The organism is Tildeniella sp., assembly GCF_059505325.1.
Genome location: NZ_JCACKI010000037.1, coordinates 17909 through 42482, shown reverse-complemented (window position 1 = coordinate 42482; position 24574 = coordinate 17909). Strand labels below are relative to the sequence as shown.

23 protein-coding genes are annotated in these 24574 nt (G+C 53.2%); 11 read left to right on the top strand and 12 right to left on the bottom strand.

Annotated features, from left to right (window positions below):
- Positions 1 to 76: 76 nt before the first annotated feature.
- Positions 77 to 202 carry a hypothetical protein gene (locus AC5JO6_RS14175; protein ID WP_496081713.1) on the bottom strand — a complete coding sequence of 42 codons (126 nt, stop codon included), beginning with the start codon at positions 200 to 202 and terminating at the stop codon, positions 77 to 79.
- Positions 203 to 213: 11 nt separating this feature from the next.
- Here AC5JO6_RS14175 and AC5JO6_RS14170 point away from each other — a divergent pair, with 11 nt between their 5' ends.
- Complete coding sequence (locus AC5JO6_RS14170; protein ID WP_496081712.1) at positions 214 to 2190, top strand: DUF1565 domain-containing protein; 1977 nt, start codon at positions 214 to 216, stop codon at positions 2188 to 2190.
- Positions 2191 to 2677: 487 nt separating this feature from the next.
- On the opposite strand, the gene AC5JO6_RS14165 is transcribed toward AC5JO6_RS14170, so the two are convergent.
- Positions 2678 to 3703: a cysteine hydrolase family protein gene (locus AC5JO6_RS14165; protein ID WP_496081711.1), complete on the bottom strand. Its 1026-nt coding sequence runs from the start codon at positions 3701 to 3703 to the stop codon at positions 2678 to 2680.
- 309 nt (positions 3704 to 4012) lie between these two features.
- Positions 4013 to 4588, bottom strand: a complete 576-nt coding sequence (locus AC5JO6_RS14160; protein WP_496081710.1) for a Uma2 family endonuclease — start codon at positions 4586 to 4588, stop codon at positions 4013 to 4015.
- Positions 4589 to 4810: 222 nt separating this feature from the next.
- Between AC5JO6_RS14160 and AC5JO6_RS14155 the strand changes: the two genes are divergently transcribed.
- The 3 genes from AC5JO6_RS14155 to AC5JO6_RS14145 all read left to right on the top strand — a co-directional run bounded on the left by AC5JO6_RS14155 (position 4811) and on the right by AC5JO6_RS14145 (position 8099).
- Positions 4811 to 5035 (top strand): hypothetical protein, encoded by a 225-nt coding sequence (locus AC5JO6_RS14155; RefSeq protein WP_496081709.1) that lies wholly within the window; start codon positions 4811 to 4813, stop codon positions 5033 to 5035.
- Positions 5036 to 5093: 58 nt separating this feature from the next.
- Entirely contained in the window at positions 5094 to 6437 is a 1344-nt protein-coding gene (locus tag AC5JO6_RS14150) for a DEAD/DEAH box helicase (RefSeq protein WP_496081708.1), read from the top strand.
- Positions 6438 to 7349: 912 nt separating this feature from the next.
- Entirely contained in the window at positions 7350 to 8099 is a 750-nt protein-coding gene (locus tag AC5JO6_RS14145; RefSeq protein ID WP_496081707.1) for a glycosyltransferase family 25 protein, read from the top strand.
- 28 nt (positions 8100 to 8127) lie between these two features.
- Here AC5JO6_RS14145 and rsmG read toward each other — a convergent pair whose 3' ends face one another.
- A complete protein-coding gene (rsmG, locus tag AC5JO6_RS14140) occupies positions 8128 to 8910 on the bottom strand; it encodes a 16S rRNA (guanine(527)-N(7))-methyltransferase RsmG (protein ID WP_496081728.1) in 783 nt (260 codons plus the stop codon).
- A gap of 180 nt (positions 8911 to 9090) precedes the next feature.
- On the bottom strand, positions 9091 to 9765 hold the full coding sequence (locus tag AC5JO6_RS14135) for an ABC transporter ATP-binding protein (protein ID WP_496081706.1): 675 nt from the start codon (positions 9763 to 9765) through the stop codon (positions 9091 to 9093).
- A gap of 318 nt (positions 9766 to 10083) precedes the next feature.
- On the opposite strand from AC5JO6_RS14135, the gene AC5JO6_RS14130 reads away from it, so the two are divergent.
- Entirely contained in the window at positions 10084 to 11013 is a 930-nt protein-coding gene (locus AC5JO6_RS14130; protein ID WP_496081705.1) for a Sll0314/Alr1548 family TPR repeat-containing protein, read from the top strand.
- Between the two features lie 17 nt (positions 11014 to 11030).
- Here AC5JO6_RS14130 and AC5JO6_RS14125 read toward each other — a convergent pair whose 3' ends face one another.
- Entirely contained in the window at positions 11031 to 12662 is a 1632-nt protein-coding gene (locus AC5JO6_RS14125) for a DUF6930 domain-containing protein (protein ID WP_496081704.1), read from the bottom strand.
- Between the two features lie 290 nt (positions 12663 to 12952).
- Between AC5JO6_RS14125 and AC5JO6_RS14120 the strand changes: the two genes are divergently transcribed.
- The 5 genes from AC5JO6_RS14120 (at position 12953) to AC5JO6_RS14100 (ending at position 16898) form a co-directional block, all read left to right on the top strand.
- Positions 12953 to 13309 carry a HesB/IscA family protein gene (locus AC5JO6_RS14120; RefSeq protein ID WP_496081703.1) on the top strand — a complete coding sequence of 119 codons (357 nt, stop codon included), beginning with the start codon at positions 12953 to 12955 and terminating at the stop codon, positions 13307 to 13309.
- Positions 13310 to 13390: 81 nt separating this feature from the next.
- Positions 13391 to 13813: a tetratricopeptide repeat protein gene (locus tag AC5JO6_RS14115; protein ID WP_496081702.1), complete on the top strand. Its 423-nt coding sequence runs from the start codon at positions 13391 to 13393 to the stop codon at positions 13811 to 13813.
- A gap of 26 nt (positions 13814 to 13839) precedes the next feature.
- A complete protein-coding gene (locus AC5JO6_RS14110) occupies positions 13840 to 14388 on the top strand; it encodes a DUF2518 family protein (RefSeq protein WP_496081701.1) in 549 nt (182 codons plus the stop codon).
- Positions 14389 to 14493: 105 nt separating this feature from the next.
- Positions 14494 to 15690: an iron-containing alcohol dehydrogenase family protein gene (locus AC5JO6_RS14105; protein ID WP_496081700.1), complete on the top strand. Its 1197-nt coding sequence runs from the start codon at positions 14494 to 14496 to the stop codon at positions 15688 to 15690.
- A complete protein-coding gene (locus tag AC5JO6_RS14100) occupies positions 15687 to 16898 on the top strand; it encodes an aspartate aminotransferase (protein ID WP_496081699.1) in 1212 nt (403 codons plus the stop codon). The genes AC5JO6_RS14105 and AC5JO6_RS14100 overlap by 4 nt, the downstream gene beginning before the upstream one ends.
- An 87-nt stretch (positions 16899 to 16985) precedes the next feature.
- On the opposite strand, the gene AC5JO6_RS14095 is transcribed toward AC5JO6_RS14100, so the two are convergent.
- The 5 genes from AC5JO6_RS14095 to ahr form a co-directional block, all read right to left on the bottom strand.
- Positions 16986 to 17936, bottom strand: coding sequence for an AAA family ATPase (locus tag AC5JO6_RS14095; RefSeq protein ID WP_496081698.1), 951 nt, complete (start codon positions 17934 to 17936; stop codon positions 16986 to 16988).
- A 128-nt stretch (positions 17937 to 18064) separates the two neighbouring features.
- Positions 18065 to 19276 (bottom strand): DUF4350 domain-containing protein, encoded by a 1212-nt coding sequence (locus AC5JO6_RS14090; RefSeq protein WP_496081697.1) that lies wholly within the window; start codon positions 19274 to 19276, stop codon positions 18065 to 18067.
- A 145-nt stretch (positions 19277 to 19421) separates the two neighbouring features.
- A complete protein-coding gene (locus AC5JO6_RS14085; RefSeq protein WP_496081696.1) occupies positions 19422 to 20000 on the bottom strand; it encodes a DUF4129 domain-containing protein in 579 nt (192 codons plus the stop codon).
- A gap of 102 nt (positions 20001 to 20102) precedes the next feature.
- On the bottom strand, positions 20103 to 21419 hold the full coding sequence (locus AC5JO6_RS14080; RefSeq protein ID WP_496081695.1) for a hemolysin family protein: 1317 nt from the start codon (positions 21417 to 21419) through the stop codon (positions 20103 to 20105).
- 241 nt (positions 21420 to 21660) lie between these two features.
- On the bottom strand, positions 21661 to 22662 hold the full coding sequence (gene ahr, locus AC5JO6_RS14075; protein WP_496081694.1) for an NADPH-dependent aldehyde reductase Ahr: 1002 nt from the start codon (positions 22660 to 22662) through the stop codon (positions 21661 to 21663).
- A 363-nt stretch (positions 22663 to 23025) separates the two neighbouring features.
- Here ahr and AC5JO6_RS14070 point away from each other — a divergent pair, with 363 nt between their 5' ends.
- Entirely contained in the window at positions 23026 to 23409 is a 384-nt protein-coding gene (locus AC5JO6_RS14070; RefSeq protein ID WP_496081693.1) for a hypothetical protein, read from the top strand.
- Positions 23410 to 23503: 94 nt separating this feature from the next.
- On the opposite strand, the gene hpnH is transcribed toward AC5JO6_RS14070, so the two are convergent.
- Positions 23504 to 24526 carry an adenosyl-hopene transferase HpnH gene (gene hpnH, locus AC5JO6_RS14065; protein WP_496081692.1) on the bottom strand — a complete coding sequence of 341 codons (1023 nt, stop codon included), beginning with the start codon at positions 24524 to 24526 and terminating at the stop codon, positions 23504 to 23506.
- Positions 24527 to 24574 lie beyond the last annotated feature (48 nt).

The following is a 24574-nucleotide window of genomic DNA, read 5'->3' as shown; positions in this document are numbered from 1 at the left end:
GCTTGTTTTTTGCGCTTGTACTGGGCGATCGCTCCCTCATTGCTGCTATTTGCTGCTACGAATATGGTTTATTCGGTCACGCGACATCGACTCCTGCGTTGGTGTTCTTGCTTCTGCCTTTCGACGCTAAGTGGCTACGCCCTTCTGACCAGTCTTGATTGCGGGCACTCTCAAGCCGTTGCACAAAACGCGCCTGTGGCATTGGCACCAGGAATGAACGCAACGCAGGTTCTTCTGGTTAACCCAGCAGTCGGCAACGATGCTGTGGCGGATGGGAGCGATCGTGCCCCGTTCAAAACGATCGCACACGTGCTACAGGTCGCTCAACCTGGTACTACCATTCTTCTATCGCCAGGAACCTACAGTCAGGAAACAGGCGAAACGTTTCCGCTGCGTCTCAAGCCGGATGTGACAGTACAGGGCAGTGTTGAGACGCGCGGTCAGGGCATTGTGATTCAGGGGAGTGGGTTCTTTCTCAGCCCGACGTTTGCGCGGCAGAAAGTGGCGATCGTGGGTGCCGATCGAGCCATTCTGGCTGGAGTGACGGTCAAAAATCCCGACGCGCAAGGCTATGGTGTCTGGATTGAATCCACCAGCCCAGCCATCTTGGACAGTACCTTTACCGAAAGTGGGCATGACGGCATCTCGGTGACAGGCAGTGGTTCGCCGCTCATTCGCAACAACTATTTTTATCAGAACGGCGCGAACGGCATCACGATCTACGGTACGTCACGGGCAGAGGTGCGAGAGAACATCTTTGAACAGACTGGGTTTGCGATCAATGTGAATCAGAAGGCGGCACCGCTGCTCATTGGCAACCGCATTACCCAAAATAAGGATGGGATTGTGGTGCAGGCGAACGCACAGCCGATCGTGCGAGATAATTCAGTTGATGGCAACACGCGAGATGGACTGGTGGCGATCGCCCAGTCGCGCCCCAACCTGGGAACCGCAACGCTACCAGGCGGCAACTCGTTTCGCAACAATGGTCAGTTTGATGTGAACGCTAAAGGGCTGCGTCAGACCATTCCTGCTTTTGGCAATGATTTGCACAAAACGATCGGCACGTTGGATTTAACGGGTACTAGCCCTGAAGTATCGACATCATCCGGTACGCCAATGCCCTGGTCACTGTCTGCCGTGCCACGATCGCCCGTCAGCGCCGATCAATCAACCGCTGCTAATGGCAAGAGTGCCGCAAACCGCGTTCAGAAGCCAGCGATAGGTAAACCGTCGATCGCTATGGCAGCGATCGCAGCGACCAATCAAGCGACTGCGGACACCATTCCCTTTGGACAACGGTTAGTCAGCGATCGCTCAGTCGGCACGGTTGCACAGACCATACCTCAAGCGCTGCCACGTCCATCTGCAACCAGCGAGCCAGTAGGCGATGGCATTTCTGCGGCATCGTTTCCCGTACCAATCGTGCAGCCAGTCCGATCACTGAGTCGTCCAATCGTGCCTCTAGCAGCCGTTGCCTTACCTTCCAGTGCCTCACCAGAGCCTGAGTTTCCAGTACCGTCAGCGCTTTCTGGCAGACAAACGCAGTCGCCACCGCGCGCAATGCAGGTTGTGAGAGTTGCCATTGCACCACCAACGCCTGTGCAACGGGTCTTGCAACGTACACAAGCGCCGCATACGAGCCAGCCGCCAGCTATGACACTACGTCCAGTCTCGCTGCAAGACAGTGCCCCGATCGCGGTCATCCCCAGTTCCAGAGCGATCGCTACCCGTGTTTCTACAGGGACACGCGCGATCGAGATTCCTGTTCCCGCACCGGAAGCGCGATCGACCCCATCACCGATGCCTAGACGCGCTACCGTTGCCACCTCGTCAATCTCTGCTCAGTCTGGAACATTGGCAAGCGCTGGTTTATTGCCTGTGCCCAACCCGAATGCCCCGATTGGCGTTGTGGGCAGTTTGCCCAACGTGTATCACGCGCAGCAGAATGCTTCTAGCAAAGTGTTTGCATCTCGCGCTGCGTTGGGACTGCGCTATCGCGTGGTCGTCGAGGCTGACGACAGCAAGCAAGCACAACTACGTACCACCTTTCCCAATGCCTTTCGCACATCCATTAAGGGACGAAGCCTGGTGCAAGTAGGTGCTTTTGGCGATCGTACTAAAGCCGATCAGTTGATGCAGACCCTCAGCAGTCAGGGAGTGCAGGCGATGGTTGAAACGTTGGAATAGGGAGTGGGGAGTGTTTGAAGCTTAGAAGTTGTTTGAAACGTGTCTAAGTAGGAAGGCACATTGAATCTAAGACCTGCGTAGAATGGGCAAAGCGCAGCATGCCCATAGTCAGCTTTAGTGATGGACACGGGAAGACCCTTTGTCCATCCTACGTTTCGTGCTAAAGCTCTTAGCCTGCGTAGAATGGCAAAGCGCAGCATGCCCATAGTCAGCCTTAGTGATGGACACGGGAAGACCCTTTGTCCATCCTACGTTTCTACGTTTCGTGCTAAAGCTCTTAGCCTGCGTAGAATGGGCAAAGCGCAGCATGCCCACAGTCAGCCTTAGTGATGGACACGGGAAGACCCTTTGTCCATCCTACGTTTCATGCTAAAGCTCTTAGCCTGCGGAGAATGGGCAAAGCGCAGCATGCCCATAGTCAGCCTTAGTGATGGACACGGGAAGACCCTTTGCCCATCCTACGTTTCGTGCTGCTGACCGCTAACCGCTACAACAAAAGCGCATCGGTTGATTTCACTACTTGCATTCCTGCATCGGCAAAGCGTTGAAACGCAGCGGTTGCCTGGTCGGTGAAGTCTACAACGCCAGGAACGACGACGGGTGAGGTGCAGTCGTCTAGCAGATAGACTTTTTTTGCCAATTTGGGGTCGCGTACCTGAATGTTGGTGAGCAGATCGTCGATCGTCCACGCAACGCAGTGACTTTTTGCCTGCCCCGCAATGACGACGGCATCAAAATCTAGCAGTGTTTGGATGAGAGATGTATTCGTTTGAGCGATCGCACTGCCATCGGCTCGATCCAGCACTTCAGGACGCAGCACCGAGTAGTTTTCGGTTAAGGGATTGCCACCCTTGATCTCAAAGTGAGTCTGACTGCTGCGGGCGATGTTATGGAAGAAGCACGCTTCCTCAACGGCTGAGACGAGCGCATGACCGATGCCGCCTAGCATGGAGTGATAGGGCCAAACGGTCAGGGGATATTTGCCGTTGTCGCTCAGGCGTTGGGTGTAGTGAAGGGCGAAGGCTTGCAACGTTGCGTAGTCGCCGTTGGCGATGCTGGAGGCGATCGCCGGGTTCACTTTCCATTTGCCATCCTTCACCTCATCAAACGCAATCATTGTCATCGGTTGCGGATGCTTGCCTGCTTCATCGACCCAAAACACAGGATGAAAGATTTGCGTTGCAGTATGCGTATCCATCGTTGGCACGATCGCGGTCAGCACGCCCAAGTTGCGGTAGATGAATTCGCACAAGCGCACATTATCTTCTACGGCACCCATGCCTGATCGACCACCGACGAATAGCTCAAAGTCGGGAATGCAAAACGTATTTTGAGCATCGATAATGAGCAAACAGATGCGGGGCGAGTCCGTTGCTGCGGGCTGCAAATTGTGTTGTGTCGCCCAATCAGTTGCTTGTGCCGCGCGATCGCCATAGGGCACTCGCCACACTTCACCCACACGCGCAGCATCAAAAAAGGTGGGAATGGGAAGCTGAGTCGTTTGCGTGGTCATAGCGCAATCTTCACCGCTGCGATGGACATCTCTCTCGATTATCGATCAGAAAAGTGCGACTGTGGACTCAAAACTACGCTATGACCATTGCTTTGTGCATCGATCGATCTCGAATGGATTGCCATCGATCTCAAATGTAGAGCTATCAATTTCAAATGTAGAGCTATCGATCTCGAATGTAGAGCTATCGATCTCAAATGTAGAGTCATCGCTCTCGATTGCATCCTGATCGAGCTTGAACGTGGTGCGATCACTCTTGATTGCATCTTGATCCATTGGCGATCGCATCAACTAACAGAAACCCGGTTTCTAATCGCGATCGCTAAAAACTTGAGCAGTCGTCAGGTTGAGCGCGCCCAGTCGGGGAGAAGACAGCGGCTCAGCACCACTTAATGTCGCAACCTCTCGATACACATCGTCTTGCAATGTCAAAAGCAAAATGGTTTGCAGTTGCGGATCGACCACCCAATATTCGGGAATGCCACGATCCTGATACTGCATCCGCTTGGCAGTGTAATCTCTGTCTCGCTGCAATTCTCCAGGGCTAACAATTTCAATCACCAGGTCGGGCGGAGCCATCGAGAGCCGAATGGTGTTGCGCCGCTTTAACTGGTCAATGTGCTCTGCACGAATGATGGTCAAGTCCGGGTAGCGGTTTCTCGGTTCGCCTCGCACTTCGAGTTCTAAACCGTGACTCCTAAGTCTGCGATGTCCAACGATCGGCAGGAAGATGGCAAAGAGAAAGTTGGCAATCTCAACATTCAGTCCTGATTCGGGTGGCACTTCGATCAACTCTCCATTAAAAAGCTCGTACAGGTTCTCTGTGCCATCGTCGTAGGACAGATACTCTTCAAAGCTAAGAAAGCGCTGCGTTGTCTGAGTCATTGTGTTTCGCAGAAAGGCACGATCGCCGCTGGATTGCCTTCATTTTATGCTGTTCTCTACTCGTGCTTAATGTTGGACAACCAGTCGAAGCTATCAGCTATCAGCTATCAGCTATCAGCTATCAACTTTTCGCTCTACTTTCATCAGCACCTGACGGTCGTACTTGATTTTGATCAGTTTGACTATTTCCTCGAATGTGATGCAGTGTAGCTTCTTTGACCGTTGGCTTTAGGCTTTGCTGGTAAGAATACGATCGCCCCTGCTATACTCCCGCGAACGATCGCCGCTGGATTGCCTTCACCAGCCTTTGGTGCCGTCATCGTCAAGGTCTGTCAGCGACGGCGATCGTTCATCACCGCAGATAACGGCTGCACTCTGTTAGAATGCAAAGCTGTGGCATCCGCGTCCGGTCTTAGCGTTACTGCCTTTTCAGCTCGTCACATTTGATTTTTCCGCCTAAGACTGACGCTGCTATGGCGGGGGCTGATGCTACTACTGGAGCTTTATGTCGTTTTCCACTCTCGGTCTTTCCGCTGCTATTCTCCGTGCCGTTACCGAACGCGGTTACACCGAACCAACGCCCATTCAATTGCAGGCGATTCCGGCTGTGCTGTCGGGTGGCGACTTACTAGCAGGTGCCCAAACGGGTACTGGCAAGACCGCTGGTTTTACACTGCCGATTTTGCATCTTCTGTCGGAGGTGAAGGGCGATCGTCCTGCTGCCTCAAGCAGCCAGCCCCGCAAGCGATCGCCCATCAGAGCATTGATTCTCACTCCAACGCGGGAACTTGCTGCCCAAGTCGAAGAAAGTGTGCGTGAGTACGGCAAGTACGTGAAACTCACCTCCATGACCATTTTCGGTGGCGTTGGGATGAATCCCCAGGTGCAGCGGCTGAAAGGTGGTGTTGATATTCTCGTAGCAACGCCAGGGCGGCTACTCGATCATGTCCAGCAGGGTACCGTCGATTTGTCACGCATCGAGATCCTGGTGCTGGATGAAGCCGATCGCATGTTGGATATGGGCTTCATCCGCGATATTCGCCGTATTCTCGCGCTACTGCCTAAGCAACGACAGAATCTGCTGTTCTCGGCGACCTTTTCCAGCGAGATCAAAGCCTTTGCGTCTAGTCTGCTCGATCGCCCCACGATGATCGAGGCAGAGCGCCGTCATCTCACTGCCGATACGGTGGCTCAAAAAGTGTATCCGGTCGATCGTGATCAAAAGCGGCAACTGCTCACTCACCTCATCAAAGAACACAACTGGTTTCAGGTTTTAGTTTTCACGCGTACCAAGCATGGTGCCGATCGACTCGTCAAACAGCTTACCGAAGACCGCATCCTGTCGCTGGCGATTCATGGCAACAAGAGTCAGGCAGCGCGTACTCGTGCGCTGGCAAAGTTCAAAGATGGTAGCTTGCAGGTGCTGGTAGCCACTGATATTGCTGCGCGCGGCATCGATATCAACGATCTGCCCTATGTCGTCAACTTTGAGTTGCCCAATGTGCCGGAAGATTATGTTCATCGCATTGGTCGCACAGGACGCGCTGGTGCAGTCGGCGAAGCCGCATCGCTGGTCTGTGTGGATGAACTCAAGCTCCTGGCAGACATCGAACGGCTCATTAAACAGCCCCTGCCCAGAGAAATCGTTCCAGGCTTTGAACCGAACCCGCACGCAAAGCCAGAACCCATTCAAAACGGGCAGCGTGGACAAGCCTCTCGTAGCAAGCGCCCGGATCGTGCTCCGTCTCGATCGCCTCAAGCAACTCCTCAACCCCGATCAGCACGGCACTCTGAAGGGGAACATGGCGCACGATCGCCCGTCTCTCGTCGCCCGACCGGACGACACTAAAAGCATTCGCTAAGAGGTTGTTTGAAAAGTGTCTGGCGGTTAAAACCGCGACTACGTAAACAAAGTCCGCCTGCGCGGACTACCGCAGAGTAAGGGTTTTATAACCTGCGTAGGCAGGTTTTGTGCGTGTAGCCGCGACTTCAGTCGCCAGAGCGACACGCATCTGGACTTTTAAAACATCCTCTAAGGATCAACGCCACTCTGACTGGTGGCATTGCGCTGTCAGGGTGAATTGCGATCGAGCGATTGTATTTTTCTTTACCCAGTCTTTAGCTTGACGCGTAGTAGATTCATTGGATAAAGAGTGGCTTAAAAAATCGCCGTAGCAATCTTAAAGTTACGGTCAAAGCAGTTTTCAGGGAGACTCTATCTCTGAGACGACCCCTATTCTCTGAGATGCTTTGAGACGACACTGTTGTGGAGTGCTAACCAACCATTGTTCGATCAACTCCTCAGTTTAAATCCCCCCGAAATCCCTCCGAAATCCCCCCTAAATGCCCATTGTCTGCTTCATAAACTGAGATGAGTTGACGGTTTTGCATGGTTCTAACTATTGAGAGATCTTTTAGACAGGAGCTTTATGTTGGACTGAGTTCAGGCTTGTTGACAGGAGCAATTTTCGGCTCGGTCGAATGAATGTAACGCGATGTGCGACTTTCCTGAAAAGCCTGCCAAAACTGCCCTCACCCTAGCCCTCTCCCGATGGGAGAGGGAACCGGAACGGTCTGGAAGCCCTTCTCCCTGGGGAGAAGGGTGGGGATGAGGGCGAATTAGTTGCACATCGCGTAATGTATCCGTAGGTTATAAGGTGCACTTTCCTGACTGGTCACACTAGCAACGCTCAACTCTCAATAAACATGCGTTGAATTTATCTCGCTGTCGATTTATCCCTAAAGTTAAGGATTTCTAAAGATGCAAATGAGAGACTACGTCGATCGTATCTATGCAATCAATCTGCCTTCGAGAGGCGATCGACGTCAGCTTTTGGTGCGAGAAATGGAGACGGCTGGAATGCCCTTAACGCCAGCCAAAATCGAAATTTTTCCAGCGATTCGCCCAGATACGGCGGCGGGGTTTCCTGGAATCGGTGTGCGGGGCTGCTTTTTAAGCCATTTAGAAATTCTTAAGCTAGCACGGGCAGACGGACTAGCTAATGTTCTAGTCATCGAAGACGACTTAAGTATTGATGAGCAGTTTGCTGCCGCACAGCCCCTGCTGGTCGAACAACTTCAGCAGACCGAGTGGGATTTTGTCTATTTTGGTCATGTGGAAGCCTTGCCTACGGTGTCGCCTGCGGTCTCTCTCCAACCCTATACTGAGCGGGTGCTGATGACGCACTTTTACGCGGTCAACGCCAGAATTTTCGATCGCCTGATTGCGTTTCTCGAAGCAGCACAACAACGTCCGGCGGGGCATCCTGATGGCGGTCCGATGTATATCGACGGAGCCTACTCGTTTTTCCGCGCTCACAATCCTGATGTTGTCACGCTGCTGGCTTCCCCTAGTTTGGGATGGCAACGCAGTTCGCGTAGTGACCTGACACCGGGTTGGATCGATCGCACCCCCGTCTTGACTCAGCTTGCGGATTTAGTGAGGGCGGGCAAGGTTTGGGTTGAAAATCAACAGCGCAGTCGTAAAAAGCTGGGTAGCGAGGCACGTTAGCAGTCAGCCCCCTCAAACATCAGTGCCCTCAAAGCGGGTTCTGCGTCGGTATCCCAATCGCACGTGGGAACCCGTTTGGGGTCGGTGCCATCTTTTTCAAGTAGATGCAGTGGCGAATGCTGTGGGTTAAGGGCGTTGTGAACGATTCGATCGCGTCGATCGCGCCTCCCAACTGTGCCACCGCCGCTTCCAGTGCTGTCATTTCAGCCGCCGTCCATTGTCCCCGATAGAGCACTGCTGAACCACCGTTTTTGAGGAGTGGCAACGCATACTCGGCACAAACCGTAGCGGTCGCGACGGCTCTTACTAGCGCGAGATCGTAGGTTTGACGCTGGTGCTGCTGCCGTCCTACCTGCTCGACCCGTTCGGCTAACGTGGTGGCATTGGCAAGCCCCATACTGCCAAGCACCTGATCGAGAAAGGTCATTTTTTTGCGCGTTGAGTCCAGCAACGTAACCGCCCAGGTTGGTTGTGCGATCGCCACCGGAATACCCGGAAAACCAGCACCCGTGCCAATATCGATCGCCTTAAAGGGCGTTGAAGCGCTCACCACTTGAGCTGTACCCATCTCCTCTGTTCCCGCCCACTCTTGTTTAGTTGCTGACCGCTGACGTTCTGTCGCCGGCAAAAACGCCTTCACTCCCACCAACGAATCCCACAGATGCTTCTCCCAAAACTCCATTGGTTCAGTGATGCGCGTGAGATTGAACTGGTGATTGCCTGCCAGGATTAAGGTGTAAAGCTGCTGAAATTGCGCTTGCTGCTGTTCATTGGGCTGCCAACCCAACGTTAGCTGCCATAGCCCTGCCATTGTTGGTAAAGGCGACGTTTGAGGCACGCGTGTAAGGGGTGCTTGCTTTGTGGCAGAAGCCGCCGCGACATCTGTACTGGTGGATGCCCCTGCGATCGCAGACCCACTTCCCAGCATGGGGCTATCTACCCCTTGCTCTGTTGCTTCCACTTCTAACCGCGTCTCCATGCCATCACCCTTCTAATGCGCCACTGACGGCTTTGCTGTGTGAGCTTTCAACTCGTCGGCACTGACCGCTGCGAGATCACCGTGGCTCAGCGTCCAGCATTGATCGGCAATATCTACCAGCTCTCCTGCATCATGGGAGACAACGAGCAAACTCCAGTGAGCTTTGAGTGTTGCCAGCAACCCAATCAACTGTTGCCGCATTGACCAGTCCAGCCCGGCGGTCGGCTCATCCAGCAGCAGCAGGTTTGGTTGACGAATGAGCTGTACAGCAAAGGCAAGACGACGCTGCTGACCACCGCTGAGCGAATCTGGCGATGTGTGAAGGGGCAGATGGGTCAGACCGACTTCAGAGAGGGCTTGCTCAATGCGATCGCTCGTTAATTCTGGATGTCCCAAGCGCAACTCTTCCAGGATACTGCTCCCACAGAAATGGCGCTCTGGAAACTGAAAGACCAACCCGCTAAGCTGCTGTAGCTGTAGTGGAATTAGCTCTTGATCACGCCAGAAAATGTCGCCGCTCGTTTTTTCTGCCAGCCCTGCCAGAATCTCTAGTAGCGTACTTTTACCAGAGCCACTCGGACCGATCACTAAGCCCATCTGCTGAGGCGCAATCTGGAGATTAATGGCTTTAAGAATAGCGGTATGGCTGGCAGTGGGATGGTAGGTCAAGTTTTTGAGCTGGAGCATACCGTTGGGATGATGGGCAAGGAAGAGACGATCGATCGTGCCGGACTATTAGCGCTGGAGTGTCGTATCCCAAGTGTTACCGGAACTTGTGTTGGCTAGCTGCGTCACGGTAAGGAAGCGATCGACCTAAGCACACCGTCCCGACACGTACGCTGGGCAAGCGCTTTTCAGGGCGATTCGCTGACAACAAGTGTTCCGCATCAACGGACATTCTTTAAAGCAGGGGTTTGTACTACCACTCTAACGAACTTGGTTCCAAGTTAGTATTGATGTCTCAAACTCGATCAAGATGTCTCAAACTCGATCAACCGGAATGTTATGGCTGATACGTTGACTCCCCCAAAGCAAACTGCTCCTCATCGTTTGCTGCACTTTGCTGCTGCGCTAGTCTCTCTGAGCCTATGGACAAATCCTGCGCTGGCAAAAGACCCGTTTCGCACGGCTAACGCCAGACCGATTGGCGATCGGACAGAAGCCGCCTTTAAAGCCCTGTTTGAGCAGGGAGACTACATCAAAGCCGCTAAGGATGCCCAGCGAGCAGACGCTAGCGATCCGCTCACTCAAGCCCTTCGAGCGTATATCGGCTACATCGACTGGAAGGGTGAAAGGGATGATCAGAAAAAAGCCGCGCTGCTCGACCAATTCAAAGCCTACGCCGATCAAACTCAGCAAACAGCCACCGCGTTAGTTGCGAGAGATCCGCTACGGGGCAACCTTTACCAGGCAGTGGGACATTTTTTGGAAGGTGCTTACATCTTTAGCAAAGATGGCACTGTTAAGGGGACACCTCAAGCGCTGAGCGAAATTCAGCAAGCCTTCAAGTATCTGGACAATGCCGAAAAAGTAGACCCCAAAGATCCAGAGTTAAACCTGCTGCGGGGATACATTGATTTATTTGTTTCCTTAAACCTACCGTTCTCTAGCCCTGCTGAGGCGATCGACCGTCTGGACAAGTACGCCAGTCCACGCTACCTCGCCGATCGGGGCATGGCGCTGGGCTATCGGGATTTAAACGAACAAGCTAAAGCACTTGCAGCCGTCGATAGCGCTCTTCGGGCAACCCCCAATAATCCCGATGTGCTTTACCTGAAGGCACAAATTCTTGTCCGCAAAGGTGACAATCGAGGCAGTCTGGCGTTTTTTGATCAGGCACTGGCAAAGCAAAACCAATTGCCGCCGGGGGTGATTAAGCAAATCAACCGAGAGCGCAACGGAGCCAAGAATCGACTGGGCAATCTAGGGCAATGATCCGATCGCCCTTGTCGCTAATCTGCGGCTAGTCGTAGCTGAAGCGTGCCCAAATCAAGCTCTTTAGCAGTCAGCGATCGAGCTTCAAAGAGCGCCACCATGTCTTTGAATTGAGGCTTGCCGCGACTGGCTCCAGTCAACCCTGTAGCGATGATCAAGCCGCAGCAGCCGTTGGTCTTCTTGCATCGCTGGTCCCACTTCTTGCGAGCAGCAATGTGGTCTGGATCGTCGTAGCCAAATTCGCCAAAAAGGTGCAGTTCACCATTCTCAGTTTGAAGCAGCCCCAGGTCATACTGTTCACGCTCGAACGGGTCGGCACCCGGGTTAAAGCAAATGGCTCGCAGCCCACCTGCGGCTTTGAGATCGCCAATCAGCGTTTTCGCTTTAGGACGCGAGGTTTGGATCATCACGACTGGAAAGCCGTCTCCCGAAACCTTCACGTCTTGCAGTGGGTGATGTTCTGCTGCACCCGCTCGCAATACATCCAGCATGTCCCATGGCACCATGCCCAGACTCAAAAACGATTTGGCTGGCACTAAATCATCCCGCACGATCGGAAAGTCTGTGTCGTCCCTTTCTTCAGCCTCCGCCATTGTGAGCAGTTCAGCCGCTAGCTCAGGCATGGTCGAGACTTTGATGGAAATTTGAGTCGTCTTGCCCGTCTCGTCGTCTGTCAAAGGAATGCGGTAACGACTGCTAACCGTTGGGAACGCGTTAGCCTCAAACTTGAGGTGATGTTGGTGTAAGAAGCGATGGAGTGCCTCTAGCGCAACGAGCAGGGCAGCCGCTTCTTCGTCGTATAAGAAGGAGCGTAGACCTTCCAGCGGATGCAGGTTGCCAAACACGGGTTCGATCGCGTCGATCGGCAACATAGAAAGGTCAACATCAACGTCATCGTCGTCACGATCGCTCTCAAACGTGACGAACAAACAGTCCTGACCCAAAAACGCTTCTTCCATTGCTTCCAGCGACTCATTCGCTAGCACGCGCTGCCGAAAGCGTTTGAGGGAATCAAGCGAACGATAGAACAGCACGCCAAACTCCATGCCCAACATACCCATGACCGAGGCATAAAGCGTGCTTAAGTCCCAGCGGTTGACCTCGATCGCCAAGATCTGATGATCGGCAAAGACATCCCAGGGTGCATCGTCCCAGATGTCGATCGCTCGGTTCGACAGATCGTCTGCGTATTGTGGTGGTAACTGCGGTGGACGGCTGCTCACCGCCTCCTGAAAACCTCGAAAGATCTCGTCAATCAGCGGTAGTGAAGGCACGTAGTCCAGCACAATGTCGAGATCTTGTAAGACCCCGCGCAAATAAAACAGCAGCTCGCGATCGCTGACGACAATCTTTTGCGGTCGCGCTGGGCTATTGGGGTTGTGAGGATGCTCCATCGCCCGCAGCAAGGTTCGTACCACTGCTTCTGGTCCTGTATCCGGTGTCACCACATCCATTGCCCGCACCATCCCCTGGGAGCCATCGACCCACAGAATGCACTCGCCGTTAGGCTGTGGGTCGATGCTCGCATCCGTCCAATCAGTAGCAGGTGGAATGCCAGAAACCAGCGGTCGGCGATCGCCCTCCCAAACACTGGCAATCTGTGGGAGCTGCTTAAGGCGACGACGGGTCGAAAGGTTGAGCGCAGTCATAAAAATTCAGGAGCCAGTTAACGCTAAAAACCAAGATTGACAAAACTATTGAGAACAGATACTTATCTTAGACACTAATCCGGTTTCTACTGCGGCACTGTCGCGAGTTCTAACCGTTCGGATGCAAACAGTAAGGTGAAAGGCGTTAAGCCTCCAGAGTAAAAGAAATTGACCGTCCTAGCTAGTCAACGATCGTCTCACGCGCGTACCCAGGTATGATTTATCCCTGATACTATGGAGAGATAGGTCTGCACAGTTGAGACTGAACACTGGCAAGGAGCTTTTAAGCAATGACGCAAACAGCGCAATCGCAACGGCAGGGCATTCTCATGACAGATGCCGCTTTGAAGCACGTTCTGCTGCTTCGAGAAAAGCAGGGACAAGACTTGTGCCTGCGCGTGGGTGTGAGGGGCGGAGGCTGCTCTGGCATGTCTTACACCATGAACTTTGAAGATGCCAGCAACGTTCAGTCAACCGATGAAGTGTACGACTATGACGGCTTCAAAGTGGTGTGCGACCCTAAGAGCTTGCTCTACCTCTATGGTCTCGTGCTGGACTACAGCGATGCGCTGATTGGCGGTGGCTTCCAGTTCACCAACCCAAATGCTGACCAAACCTGCGGCTGTGGCAAATCGTTTTCAGCCTGAAGCACAGTTGTTAGCGGTTAGTTTTTAGTTTTTAGTCTGAACTGCTAACCACTAAAAACTAAAAACTTTCTATCTCTACTTATGACTCAAACTGTTGACTCACTCTTTGACGAAGGCATTGAGCGCTACAAGGCAGGCGAAGCGCCTGAGACGCTGATTCCGGTATTCCAAGCGGTGTGCGATCGCTCCCGTAAGAGTAGCTCTGCCTGGACTTGCTTGGCGTGGCTGTACCTGCTCATCGAAAAGCCCAATCAGGCGTACGAAGCGGCACAAAAAGCGGTCAAGCTGAATCCCCAAGACCCTCAGGCGCGGGTGAATTTGGTGCTGGCAATGCTGGAAACCTCTAAAAAAGGGGTGCGACAGCATATTGAAATCGTGCAGCAACTCGTGATGGCAGTACCAGAACTGCGTGATGAAGTAGCGCAAAATATTGAAGATGGCTTTGCACGCAAACCGGGCTGGCAGAGCCTGGAACGTGTCAAAGCCTGGTTGTCTGAGGCTTAGTTCGTCGCTCCCTTGCCGTGAATCGCATGTTGTTTGGTCTTCCACTGGTTACGATCGCCCTCTGGTCAGGGTATTTCACCCTTTTTTGCGCTGTCCTGATGCTTCTCGGCTTGGTGCTAAAGTGGGGCATTCGGTTCCGCCTCGTAGGCATCACTGGCTTTATGGGTGTGCTGACGGGCGGCTTGTTCGCACTGGGTTTAGGGCTGCACGATCGCCCTCAAATTCCTGGTGCGATCAAGTATGTCCGTGTTTTTGACTCTGGCGCTTCGCAAGTAGTGATTGTGGTACCGCCGACCATCACCGAAACGGCACTTGATGCGACGTTGCAGCAGGCAGCGATCGATCTTTACTCCACAGGACGTTTATCGCAAGGTGCAGCGACGATGACGATCCGCGCTCGTGCGGTGCTGCACCCAAAACCAGGGGTCACTCAACCCGTGTATGTGGGACAGGTGAAGCCATCGCTTGCCTCCCCAACGGCTCAGGCAGGCATCGTCGAAATCGATCGTGACCAGCTAGCGCTGTTGCCGAAACCGTCCGCTCCAAAGTCGTCTGCCTCAAGCCCGTCAGCCTGAGCTTAAATTACAGACTCTGGACGTTTGCCTTAAACTGGTAAAACGCCTCAACCTTGGCACCAGATCCGCACTAACGCCTTTCTAGCGTTCTCTTTCGATTCTGCTATGTCTCATTCAACGATTGCGTTTCAACCTCCACTCACGATCGCCCCAGCCCAGGTATTACGTGGTTATGGGTTGTTGACTCAAGTTGGTGGCGCGATCGCGCGGTTGGGTCAGCGTCCGCTTGTGATTGGTGGCAGCCAAACCCTGGTCACGCTTCAACCGCAGTTGCAGCCAGTGCTAGAGCGAGAGAGTCTCCAACCTCGCTGGGTTTCTTACAGCCCTGATTGCAGCGAAACTACGCTAGCGACTCTGGTGCAAGCGGCTGAGCAGCATCACGCAGACGTTGTGATTGGCATGGGTGGTGGCAAGGCGCTCGATACTGCCAAGTTGGTGGCATACCAGCAGCAGCTTCCAGTGGTCACGATTCCCACATCAGCCGCAACTTGTGCCGCTTGGACAGCGCTCTCTAATGTTTATTCTGAGCAGGGTGCCTTTCAGTATGATGTGGCGCTGACGCAGTGCCCCGATTTGCTCATACTGGATTATGACCTGGTGCAAACGGCTCCTCGTCGAACGCTAGTGGCTGGCATTGGGGATGCGATCGCCAAATGGTACGAAGCCTCCGTCAGTAGTGGGCATTCAGAGCAAAGCTTGATCATTGCAGCAGTGCAGCAGGCGCGAGTGCTGCGAGATCTTTTGTTTCAAAAAGCGGCGATCGCCCTTCAAGAACCCGGCGGGCAAGTCTGGCAAGAAGTCGTTGATGCGACCGTCCTTCTGGCTGGCGTGATTGGTGGGTTGGGTGGTGCTCAATGTCGGACTGTGGCAGCTCATGCGGTTCACAACGGCTTGACGCATTTGCTCGCCAGCCACAGCACGTTACACGGCGAAAAAGTTGCCTATGGCATTCTGGTGCAGCTACGCCTCGAAGAAATTGTGCAGGGTAATCGGTTGGCTGCGACCGCGCGCCAACAGCTCTTGAAGTTTTACAGCGAGATTGGACTGCCCCAAAGTCTTGATGATCTGGGCTTGGCAGCGGTTTCGATCGCCGATCTACAGCAGGCAGCCACGATCGCGTGTGCTGACCACTCCGATATTCACCGTCTCCCCTTCACAGTGGAACCCGCGCAACTGATGGCAGCCATGGTATCAACAACGGCGAGAGAAGTAAGGGGAGAGGAGAGAGGAGAGAGGAGTGAACAACTTACCCCTCACCCCATACCCCTCACCCCTTACTCTCCTCATGAGGTAACGCTATGACATTAGAGTGGATTAAGCCTGCCGATCGCCTGCGATCGCTCCCTCCTTATGTCTTTGCGCGGCTGGATGAACTCAAAGTGCGTGCCAGAGAGCAGGGGTTGGATCTAATTGATTTGGGTATGGGGAACCCAGATGGACCGACACCACAGCCTGTTGTAGAGGCTGCGATCGCGGCGTTACAAAATCCCGCGAATCATGGCTATCCGCCCTTTGAAGGCACTGCCAGTTTTCGACGCACAATTACGGATTGGTATTACCGTCGCTATAACGTCAAGCTCGACCCCGAAGGCGAAGCGCTGCCGCTATTAGGTTCTAAAGAAGGCTTGACCCATCTGGCACTGGCGTACGTCAATCCCGGTGATGTCGTGTTAGTCCCCAGCCCTGCCTATCCGGCACATTTTCGGGGACCGTTGATTGCAGGGGCACAGATTCATAGCCTGGTGCTTAAGCCTGAGAACAATTGGCTGATTGATGTGGCAGCGATTCCTGAGGCGATCGCCAAACAGGCAAAAATCCTTTACTTCAATTATCCCAGCAACCCCACGGCGGCGACTGCACCCCGCGAGTTTTTTGAAGAAATCGTCGCCTTCGCTCGTCACTACGAAATCCTGCTCGTTCATGACCTTTGTTACGCTGAGCTTGCGTTTGACGGCTATCAGCCTACTAGCTTGCTCGAGATTCCGGGTGCCAAGGAGATCGGGGTCGAGTTCCATACGCTGTCCAAAACCTACAATATGGCAGGCTGGCGAGTCGGCTTTGTGGTCGGCAATCGCCACATTGTGCAAGGCTTACGCACACTGAAGACCAACCTGGACTACGGGATTTTTGCTGCACTGCAAACAGCCGCAGAAACAGCGCTGCAACTGCCTGATGTTTACCTGCACGAGGTACAGGCACGCTACCGTACCCGCCGCGATTTTCTCATTCAAGGGCTTGCCGAATTGGGTTGGACAGTGCCCAAACCAAGTGCCACCATGTATCTCTGGGTTGATTGTCCACCCGGCATTGGCTCTACGGATTTTGCGCTCTCTGTGTTGCAAGAAACAGGCGTGGTGGTGACTCCTGGTAATGCCTTTGGCAGCGGTGGTGAAGGCTACGTTCGCATCAGCTTAATTGCGGATTGCGATCGCCTGGGTGAAGCTCTTCGACGTTTCAAGCAAGCAGGGATCTGCTATCAACCCAGTGCATTAGTCTCCAGTTCTGACTGATAGTAGATAGGCTAGATTCATGATTGCTTGGTTTGGGTTACCAATCTTCAGCAGTACAGGACTTTTTGCTCTCTGACTAACCACAATTCAACGTGGAACGGGAACCTGACTGAGTAAGGCATTAATGACAGCATCGACCTGAAGCCCATCGAGTTGAGCTTCGGGGCGAAGGATGAAGCGATGGCGCAAAGTGGGCGGCGCGATCGCCTTGATATCATCCGGTGTGACAAAATCGCGTCCACTCAACCAGGCGTTTGCCTTGCTTGCCTGAAGCCATGCCACGGCAGAACGCGGTGATGCACCCAACGCGAGATCGGGATGCTGGCGCGATCGCTGTACCAGTGCCAGCAGATAATCCAGCAACGGCTCGGCAACTTTAACCAATCGCACTGCCTGCCGTGCCGCCAAAATTTGCTCTACTGACAGCAGTGGTTTCAGTCTTGCCAGATCAAGACGCTTCGTTTGCAATCCTGATTGGCTGTTGAGCAGCATTTGCCGTTCGGCTTTGGGGTCGGGATAATCGACGATGAGTTTGAAGAGGAAGCGATCGAGCTGTGCTTCTGGTAAGGGATAGGTGCCCTCAAATTCCAGCGAATTTTGGGTGGCAATGACCCAGAACAAATCGGGCAGAGCCAGACTTTGCCCATCCAGCGTCACCTGCTGTTCTTCCATTGCTTCTAGCAGCGCTGCCTGCGTTTTCGGTGGTGTGCGGTTCACTTCGTCCGCTAGCAGAATCTCGGTAAAGACGGGTCCCTTCTTCAGCGTAAAGTTTCGCGTATTCAAGTCAAAGATATTGGTGCCCAAAATATCAGAGGGCAAAATGTCGGGCGTGAGCTGAATGCGACGAAAATCTGCCTGTACCAGTTGCGCTAACACCTTCACCAGCAGTGTTTTGCCCGTCCCCGGTACGCCTTCTAAAATGACGTGCCCACCTGCCAGCAGCGCGACCAGAAACTGCTGCACCAGGGCAGTCTGCCCCACAATGACTTGACTGAGAGCTTGGGAGAGGCGATCGAAGGTGGCGTTGAGTTCGGGCATGGGAAGTGAGGAGTGAGGAGTGAGGAGCAGGGGAAGCAGGGGAAGCAGAGGGAGCAGGGGGTGCAGGGGAAGCAGAGGGAGACACAGAAATTCAACTCAAAACTCGAAGCGTTCCTTCAGCTTTAGCCTTACCTCGTTAGCTGTTGTCGAACGGCTTGCATCTGCTCCAACCACTTTAGCAAGTCTGATTCCTCGATTCGACGGGGGTGTTTGGTGGGGCTGAGGATAGCTTCTAACGGTGCAGCAGGCTGTCCCGTTTGCTGCGTCCACGCGTCTAGCAGCGTTTTTAGGGGCAATGGTTCTGTGCCTAAACCAAGGGCTTTTTGGACTTCAATTTGTTCTGCTTTGCCAATGGTATCGATCACAAATTGGTTACTCTCGGCTTTATACAAGACGGCTGCCATTGCCTGAATGTATGCTTCGCTGTTGTCGATCGCGGGTGTTGGAAGGGCGATCGCAGGACCCAATCGCCGATTTTGTCCCCAAATGAGCACCAGCAGGATGACGATCGCTTGTATGAAGACTAGCAGAAGGGGCGTTTTTGCTAAATAGCTAAGCAAATTCCCAGACTCTTGCTTGACCACATCATTATCTTTATAGCCATGCGAATATTCGTCCACCCAGATCGGCAAGTTCGGTTCCGTAACCAGCTTTGCCAGGAACTCGTAATTACCCTGAGCCTCCTGATAAGCATTGGCTGCGAGGTTCGGTGTCACAGCAGAAATGATCTGCCCCCGTCCGAACGTTTGCTGCCAGACAACAGTACCAAAGGGATCGGTTAGCAGCGGCTTAGTTTGGGTGGTGCGATCGGGTTCGCGACGACTGGTTTGAAGGCGTATAGCACCGACAGAACTGGCGATCGTGCTATCAAACGGCGCTTTGGTTACAGGGGCACTCACGCCTAGCAGCAGCAAGACATTACCGCGTTCCACCCACGCCAGGTTGGTCACTGAGAGCGGTTCGCCACTGCTGATTTGGAGCAAGGTGATTGGCTCAGTCAGCGGGGAGGAGGCAATGAAGGGGTGAGGGGGTGAGGCTGTAATCAGAACTGTCTCTGCATCTCCGCGTCTCTGCGTCTCTGCGGTTTTATCGGAGGTTTCGATCGCAGGCAGTTTAGGCTCACTGGGCTGGAACAATGATTTCAATGGTTTCTGCCAGCGGTGAATCGTCACACCTCTAGACTCCATCAACGCATACCACGCTCCGTACCCATCGGGCGATCGCCCATAGGTAGAGCCACTTTGCAACCGCTTGCCGCCCGGAGCCGCAAAGAGACTGATGATGATCAGAGTTGCCAGGGCGATCGCTAGAAGCCAAATTTGTCGCTTAGAGAGGGGCATGGAAGGGAGGGGAGGCTAGGGAGGCAGGGGAGGCTAGGGAGGAGGGGAGGCAGAAGAAGCAAGGGATATGTGGGTTGGGTAATGCAAGATAGGACACTCTCCTTTCTCCCCTGCTCCCCCTGCTCCCCCCGCTCCCCCTTAACTATCACATTGTTTCAATCTCCTGATACGCTTGCTGGCAGCGATCGAAGTCATCTACTGAAAGGTCGGCGTTGTCGAAACAGAGCTGTTCATGGGTGCGAATAAGTACTTGATACGGAGCCGATCGGGGTAGCGTCTGTACAATTTGGAGATACTCGCCATCAGTGCGACTGGTCTCGTGTGGAATGGGTTCTACGTCATTCAAGCGTTGGAGTGCTGCCATGTAGAGGGTACGGCAGGCTTCACGGTAGTTGCCTTGCTTGGCAAAGGCGCGCGATCGCTGGAGCCATGCTGCTACCGTCGAAGTGCTGCTGTGAGGTGATCGCCGATCGGACTGTCCCACCTGGGCGATCGGCGTTTGAAAGTAAGGACGTGCAAGCTTGTAGACCTGCCAGCTCAGCCACCCAACCAGGATGCCAGCAATCACCCAAAACAGCAGCCTCAGCAACCACTCTGGCAGCAACCAGTTAGGCGATCGAGTGCGATCGATCGGTGCAAACAATCGCTCCAGCCACTCGCTAAACCGCTGCTGCTGCAAGTGAAGCTGCCATCCAATACTGCTTTTCTCAAAAGAGCCTGCCACAGTTCACTTCCCTCCCCTAAACACCTGACCCACCCTTCATCCCCTTTCTATCTTCTATCTTCTGCCTTCTGCCCTCTGCCCTCTGCCCTCTGCCCTCTGCCCTCAATCAACCTCTTCAGGCTCCGGCATCGCTACCAGGATGACACGCACACGCTGACCATCTTCAAGAACCGTTAGCTGAACATCATCAATTTGCAGAGTATCGTCCGCTTCAGGAGGACGCTGCAACTCTTCCAAAAACAGCCCTGCCAGAGTTGCTGCTTCGTCCCGAGGCAATTGCACATCCAGCTCATTGTTTACTGTGGCAATGCTGGCACGAATTTTGAAGATGCCTTCGTGTTCGCTAATTTGCCGAAATTCGCGCTCTTCTTCTGCATCATACTCATCGCGGATTTCGCCCACAATTTCTTCGAGCACGTCTTCGAGCGTGACCAAACCCGCTGTCCCGCCAAACTCATCGCGCACAACCACCAGATGCAGACGGTTTTTCTTCATCTCTGCCAGCAAATCAGTGGCTGGCTTGGTTTCGGGGATGTAATGCACGGGGCGCAGCAACTCGCGAATGCCTGGAGGTTGCTCCTGCATGGGGGACAGAGGACGGATGAGATCTTTGACGTGCAGAATGCCGACGATGTTGTCCAGGTCGTCTTCGCACACTGGTAAGCGAGTGTGGGCGTTTTCGGACACAATCTGGCAGGCTTCTTGCAAGGACGTAGTGCTTTTGAGGTACTGAATCTGTACTCTTGGCACCATAATTGCCCGTGCCGTAATGTTGCTTAACTCAACGGCACCTCGAATGATGCGTCGTTCCTGTTCGCCAACGGTGCTACCAGCTAGTCCGGCATCAACCATTGCCTTGATTTCTTCTGTACTGACAGACCCTTCCTCTTCAGTCTCAGGATTGCCTGTTAGATCTAAAATCAAATTGGTGGAAAGGCTGATCAGCTTGACGATCGGCGCGGTCAGTCGTTGCAATAACCGCAGCGGACGGATGCAAAAGAGCGCAAATTCCTCAGCATGACGGATTGCCAGCTTCTTAGGTACCAGCTCACCAAAAATCAGGCTGATGAGCGCGATGACCACCGTCACACCAACCAGCGCAACCTTTTCAGCCAGGTCAGGAGCGATAAATGGACTCAGCACACCTGTCAGTGGAGTCGCTAAGTTCTCAGCCGCAAACGCACCGTTGAGAAAGCCCGTGAGAGTAATGACCAGTTGAATCGTAGCGAGAAAACGGGTGCTATCTTCAGTCGTCGCTAGTACCATGCGAGCGCGACGGCTACCTTGATCTGCCAAAAGCTGCAAGCGGACATCACTGGCGGAGACAAGCGCGATTTCTGCTGCCGCAAAGAAAGCATTGATGGCAATCAGCGCAACGTTGATCCCAAGCAGTAGAGGAATATTGGTCGCTGTGTTCATGTCGGAGGTTGGGGATACGACGGTCTACCACAAGACGCGTCAAATTATCCAGCCAATAAATAAAATGAGGGACTGTCAAAAGTTTAGCGTCTATCTCGTGACCTTTTTAAGAAGGGTGAAGAGGAAGGGGTGAGGGGTCATGCCTGAGGGCAACGATCGCCCTTCCCTCAGGCATGACCTTGACCGGGTTCTATTCCCACACCGTGTTGTCAGCCTTTGTGCAGTCCGCACCCGTTAAGATTTAGTGCTTGAGCACCAGCCGATAGCGTGGTTTGCCACTGCGGAGTTTCTCCATCGCCTCATTCACCTGCTCGAAGGGAAAGGTTTCGGTAACTGGCTCAACATTGTGACGAGCGGCGAAGTCTAGCATTTTGGTGATGGTGACAGGGCTACCTGTAGGGCTACCAGAGAGGGATTTTTGTCCAATAATTAGTGGGAAGATGGCGCTGGATAAAGGACTTGGCGTTATGCCGACAAAGTGCAGTCGTCCTTTCGGGCGCAGTGCCGCGATGTACACATTCCAGTCTAAATCAGCGTTAATGGTGGAAATAATCAGATCAAAGGTGTTTTCTACGGACTTTAGCGCCTCTGGATCGCGGGAGTTGATGAAATGGTTGGCTCCCAGTTGACGTGCCTCTGCTTCCTTATCGGGACTGGTTGAGAAGGCAGTAACATCGCAACCCCAGGCACGCAAAAAGCCCAGTGCCATGTGCCCCAGCCCGCCAATGCCAATCACGCCTACGTGAGCGGTGGGATGGATATCGAACTGGACGATCGGGTTAAACACGGTGACACCACCACAAAACAGTGGACCGACCACCGCTGGATCGAGCTGCTCTGGCAAGGGAAACACCCAACTGTGATGGGCACGCACTTTATCGGCAAAGCCGCCAGGTCGCCCAACGATCGTGCCTTCTGCTGTCAAACAAAGGTTGTGGTCGCCTGACATACACCACTCGCAGTCCATACAGGAGCGGGCATACCAGCCTAACCCAACTCGTTGCCCCACTTTGAGCGTGGTCACGGTATCGCCGATCGCGCCGATCGTGCCAACGACTTCATGACCGGGAATGAAGGGATATTGCGTGATGCCCCATTCATTGTTCAACATACTTAAATCGCTGTGGCAAATCCCGCAATATTCGACGTTGATTTCAACATCCAGCGCGCCTAGCGCACCCGGATCATACTCAAACGGTTTCAGTTCGCCACCAGGTTCGTGAGCAGCATACGCTTTAATCATTCGTTTTAGCCTCTAGTAGCCTGTGTCGTGAGTAGACCTTTGACGAAATTATTGTACGGTGCTGACTTAAAACTGAACAGCAGCAATAGATTGGTTCCTGACGAAAGTAATGCCGATCGCGCGCTTTGACATCGCAGAACTATAACTTTTGTCAGAGGAATCGTTATCTTTTGAGCGTTAGTCTTAAGCCTGTGCTAAGAGGTGCGAGTAGCTTGAAGTTGTTGATTGCGGTAGAGTCTATCACTCACTAAGACATTGGTTTGAATGATTGTGATTCCCTTTGGTCGTGACTATAACCTTTGAGTAAGCCAAACCATCTTAAAAAAGCATGAAAAGCTGAGAGTGACTTAACGGAGTAACGGCATGACAAATTTGATTTCCAGATCGATCGATCGCATCGCGTCCTTACTGAAGGGACTACAAGTAAAGCAACTTTTGACCGTTGTTTTTGTCGGTTTTTTACTGCTAACCACCAACGTTGATCCTGGAAAGAACGATCAATCGTTGCCTGCAACCCTTCGCGATCGCATCAACCAAAATGATGCTGATCGACCCAAAACAACGGGGCAGTGGAACCGCGAAGCTCGTGAAGTAGAAGGCAACCCTGGTGAGCGCTTCAAGCGGATTGGCAAAGAAACCGGAGAAGCCTTCAAAGAGTTTGGTTCAGGGTATGTCAAAGGTGCTGAAAAAACGGCTGGTGATGTTCAAAGCGGGGTCGATCGAGCCGCCAGAGATCTCACCAACTAACCTTGCAACTGGCTGCTAACGCATTCATTCAAACCCCCGATTTCTTCAAGAAGTCGGGGGTTTTGTGTTTACGCGATATTCAAAGACTCAAACCTTAGTTGGCGATACCAAAGACGCTACCGATCGCCCGCATCATGTTTTGCGGCTGCATTGCATCGACCGCTGCCGTAGGTTCATAGCCGCAGTGCACCATGCAGTCGGCACATTGAGGATTACCGCTAGAGTGTCCATATTGGCTCCAGTCGGTGTTGTCAAGCAATTCCTGGAAGGTTTCGTAATGCCCCTCGTTTAGCAAATAGCAGGGCTTTTGCCAGCCAAGCACACTATAGCTTGGCATTCCCCAGGGTGTGCATTCATATTCTTTTACGCCTGTGAGAAAGTCTAGAAACAGGGGATTGTGGTTAAAGTTCCAGTTCTTTTGACCCGCCTTAAAAGGGGCGAGAATTTCGCGGAAGAGTAATTTCGTCTGTTCCCGTTTGAGGAAATGCTCCTGGTCAGGTGCCCATTCGTAGCTGTAGCCGGGGGACACCATCATGCCATCGGTGCCTAGCGTACCAATGAAGTCAAAGAAGTCCTGCATCTCTTTTGGATCAGTGCCTTCAAAGATGGTCGTGTTGGTTGTGACCCGAAACCCTTTGGCTTTGGCGGCTTTAATCGCTTTGACGGCAACATCAAAGATGCCTTTGCGATCGACACATTTGTCGTGATGTTCGCGCAACCCATCCAGATGGACGCTGAATGTCAGGTAAGGAGAGGGCGTGAACTTATCCAGGCTCTTTTCTAGCAAAATGCCGTTGGTGCAGAGGTAAATATACTTCTTGCGATCGACCAACCCGCGCACAATTTCATCGATTTGTGGATGCAGTAACGGTTCGCCACCAGGTATGGCGACTACAGGCGCACCACACTCTTCCACGGCTGCAAAGCACTGCTCTGGTGTCATGTTCTGCCGCAGGATTTCGGTGGGATGCTGGATTTTGCCACAACCAGGACACGCTAAATTGCAGCGAAACAGCGGCTCCAGCATCAAGGTTAAGGGATACTTCGTGCGACCCTTCAGGCGTTGAGAGACGATGTACTTACCAACTTCGATCGCCTGCTGTAAAAGGACTGCCATGCGTTTTTCACTCCTCGAACGGGAACACGGATGAAGGAAAGGATGAAG

Bases quoted from the DNA above. Each gene is read 5' to 3' on its own strand.
- AC5JO6_RS14175 (WP_496081713.1), bottom strand. From the start codon at position 202: ATGCCACAGGCGCGTTTTGTGCAACGGCTTGAGAGTGCCCGCAATCAA.
- AC5JO6_RS14105 (WP_496081700.1), top strand. From the start codon at position 14,494: ATGTCTCATTCAACGATTGCGTTTCAACCTCCACTCACGATCGCCCCA.
- AC5JO6_RS14115 (WP_496081702.1), top strand. From the start codon at position 13,391: ATGACTCAAACTGTTGACTCACTCTTTGACGAAGGCATTGAGCGCTAC.
- ahr (WP_496081694.1), bottom strand. From the start codon at position 22,662: ATGATTAAAGCGTATGCTGCTCACGAACCTGGTGGCGAACTGAAACCG.
- AC5JO6_RS14145 (WP_496081707.1), top strand. From the start codon at position 7,350: ATGCAAATGAGAGACTACGTCGATCGTATCTATGCAATCAATCTGCCT.
- AC5JO6_RS14130 (WP_496081705.1), top strand. From the start codon at position 10,084: ATGGCTGATACGTTGACTCCCCCAAAGCAAACTGCTCCTCATCGTTTG.
- AC5JO6_RS14125 (WP_496081704.1), bottom strand. From the start codon at position 12,662: ATGACTGCGCTCAACCTTTCGACCCGTCGTCGCCTTAAGCAGCTCCCA.
- AC5JO6_RS14095 (WP_496081698.1), bottom strand. From the start codon at position 17,936: ATGCCCGAACTCAACGCCACCTTCGATCGCCTCTCCCAAGCTCTCAGT.
- hpnH (WP_496081692.1), bottom strand. From the start codon at position 24,526: ATGGCAGTCCTTTTACAGCAGGCGATCGAAGTTGGTAAGTACATCGTC.
- rsmG (WP_496081728.1), bottom strand. From the start codon at position 8,910: ATGGCAGGGCTATGGCAGCTAACGTTGGGTTGGCAGCCCAATGAACAG.
- AC5JO6_RS14160 (WP_496081710.1), bottom strand. From the start codon at position 4,588: ATGACTCAGACAACGCAGCGCTTTCTTAGCTTTGAAGAGTATCTGTCC.
- AC5JO6_RS14150 (WP_496081708.1), top strand. From the start codon at position 5,094: ATGTCGTTTTCCACTCTCGGTCTTTCCGCTGCTATTCTCCGTGCCGTT.
- AC5JO6_RS14170 (WP_496081712.1), top strand. From the start codon at position 214: ATGAACGCAACGCAGGTTCTTCTGGTTAACCCAGCAGTCGGCAACGAT.
- AC5JO6_RS14120 (WP_496081703.1), top strand. From the start codon at position 12,953: ATGACGCAAACAGCGCAATCGCAACGGCAGGGCATTCTCATGACAGAT.
- AC5JO6_RS14165 (WP_496081711.1), bottom strand. From the start codon at position 3,703: ATGACCACGCAAACGACTCAGCTTCCCATTCCCACCTTTTTTGATGCT.
- AC5JO6_RS14110 (WP_496081701.1), top strand. From the start codon at position 13,840: ATGTTGTTTGGTCTTCCACTGGTTACGATCGCCCTCTGGTCAGGGTAT.
- AC5JO6_RS14070 (WP_496081693.1), top strand. From the start codon at position 23,026: ATGACAAATTTGATTTCCAGATCGATCGATCGCATCGCGTCCTTACTG.
- AC5JO6_RS14080 (WP_496081695.1), bottom strand. From the start codon at position 21,419: ATGAACACAGCGACCAATATTCCTCTACTGCTTGGGATCAACGTTGCG.
- AC5JO6_RS14135 (WP_496081706.1), bottom strand. From the start codon at position 9,765: ATGCTCCAGCTCAAAAACTTGACCTACCATCCCACTGCCAGCCATACC.
- AC5JO6_RS14090 (WP_496081697.1), bottom strand. From the start codon at position 19,276: ATGCCCCTCTCTAAGCGACAAATTTGGCTTCTAGCGATCGCCCTGGCA.
- AC5JO6_RS14100 (WP_496081699.1), top strand. From the start codon at position 15,687: ATGACATTAGAGTGGATTAAGCCTGCCGATCGCCTGCGATCGCTCCCT.